The sequence below is a fragment of the Rhodococcus sp. NPDC059968 genome, assembly GCF_042738615.1.
Classification (GTDB): Bacteria; Actinomycetota; Actinomycetes; order Mycobacteriales; family Mycobacteriaceae; genus Rhodococcus_F.
In genome coordinates, this window is sequence record NZ_JBHWUE010000276.1 from 1 (window position 1) to 1401 (window position 1401).

The 1401-nt window shown below is 64.5% G+C and carries 4 protein-coding genes; 2 read left to right on the forward strand and 2 right to left on the reverse strand.

All coding sequences use genetic code 11. The annotated features are described in order from the left end of the window. Positions 1-87 precede the first annotated feature (87 nt). Both ACFWAY_RS53800 and ACFWAY_RS53805 read left to right on the forward strand, forming a co-directional pair. Positions 88-297 carry a gas vesicle protein gene (locus ACFWAY_RS53800; RefSeq protein ID WP_378456910.1) on the forward strand — a complete coding sequence of 70 codons (210 nt, stop codon included), beginning with the start codon at positions 88-90 and terminating at the stop codon, positions 295-297. Beyond that, positions 290-622 (forward strand): gas vesicle protein K, encoded by a 333-nt coding sequence (locus ACFWAY_RS53805; protein WP_378456909.1) that lies wholly within the window; start codon positions 290-292, stop codon positions 620-622. Before ACFWAY_RS53800 ends, ACFWAY_RS53805 begins: the two co-directional genes overlap by 8 nt. 22 nt (positions 623-644) lie before the next feature. Here the strand turns inward: ACFWAY_RS53805 and ACFWAY_RS53810 are convergent, their stop codons facing one another. Together ACFWAY_RS53810 and ACFWAY_RS53815 are read right to left on the reverse strand one after the other, a co-directional pair. Beyond that, the gene (locus ACFWAY_RS53810) at positions 645-839 is read right to left on the reverse strand and encodes a CsbD family protein (RefSeq protein WP_378456908.1); all 195 of its coding nucleotides are present in this window, start codon (positions 837-839) and stop codon (positions 645-647) included. Positions 840-935: 96 nt separating this feature from the next. Next, positions 936-1401 (reverse strand): S-adenosylmethionine:tRNA ribosyltransferase-isomerase (locus ACFWAY_RS53815; protein WP_378516545.1); only part of this gene is annotated, 466 nt, incomplete at its 5' end.

The window sequence follows — 1401 nt, forward strand, 5'->3', positions numbered from 1 at the left end:
GTGTCAAGCGAGCAGGGCAGTGACCCGGCGGCACCTCGGGTGCATCGGCAGTCCATCTGAAACCACCGACACAAGGATGGTGCACCAGTGAGCGAGATGGTCCCCGCGGACGACACTCGCCGCATCGCGCTCGTCGACCTGCTCGATCGGGTGCTCGGCGGTGGCGTCGTCATCACCGGTGAGATCACCCTGTCGCTCGCCGACGTCGACATGGTCCGAATCTCGCTGCGCACACTCATCGCATCGGTCAGCGCACTCGTTCCCGACCCGGTCGGGCAGGAGCCCGCCGATGACTGAGTCCGAGCCCGATGATTCGAATGAACCGACCGACATCGGTCGCCGGGTTCTGCCGCAGAGAATCGACGCCGACCCCGAATCCGTCGAGAAGGGCCTGGTCACCCTGGTCCTGACGATCGTCGAACTATTACGTCAATTGATGGAACGGCAGGCGCTGCGCCGAGTCGAGCACGGCGATCTCAGCGACGAGCAGATCGAACGCATCGGCACGACGCTCATGCTGCTCGAGGAGCGGATGGCAGAGTTGCGTGATCATTTCGATCTCACGCCCGAGGACCTGAACATCGACCTCGGACCGCTGGGGCCGCTGCTGTCGAACGAATAGCCCGGAACTCACCGAGGTTCGATCAATGTTTGAGGGCGTTCTTGATCTTCTTGCCCGCGTCCTTGACCTTGTCTCCCATTTGCTTGGTATTGCCCTTGGCTTGCTCCTTGCTCCCCTCGCCTTCGAGGTGGGCGTTTCCGGTGGCCTTGCCGACAGCCTTCTTGGCGGCGCCTTCGGCGGTTTCGACCTTGTGCCGGATCTTCTTTCCCATGTTCATGACGACGTCCTGTCCTCCGTGATCCCTTCTGATTTGCCGAGATCACCAACTTCAGTCAACTCGCACACAGCGCCGCTGTCGAGAACCTCGATCGCGTCACCGTCGCAGCAAGAGCGCACTGTCTCCGAACTCGTGCCACAGGTAGCCGCGGGCAAGCGCCTCGTCGTAGACGCGACGGACGGCGGCCTCCCCCACCACCGATTCGAGCAGCATCAGGTGCGAGGCCCCCGGCGCGTGCCAGCCCGTGATCAGGCCGTCCACCACCCGGGTCGGCCTCCCCGCGCTCAGCACCAGATCCGTCCAGCCGGTGCCCGCCACCGCCGTGCCGTCCGAACTGGCCTGGGTCTCGAGGGCCCTGGTCACGGTGGTGCCGACCGCGATGACGCGACCTCCCGCGGCACGCCGGTCGTTGACCAGCCGCGCCGTCGGCTCCGGCACCTCATACCGCTCGGGGATCGGCGGCTCCCCTAGCGGGAGTTTCCTAGATAGCTGTGGCTTCGGTGCGATTAGCGCTGGTGGGAGCTGGTTTTGGTGTGGTCGGGGTGTATTACCTAAGTTGGTG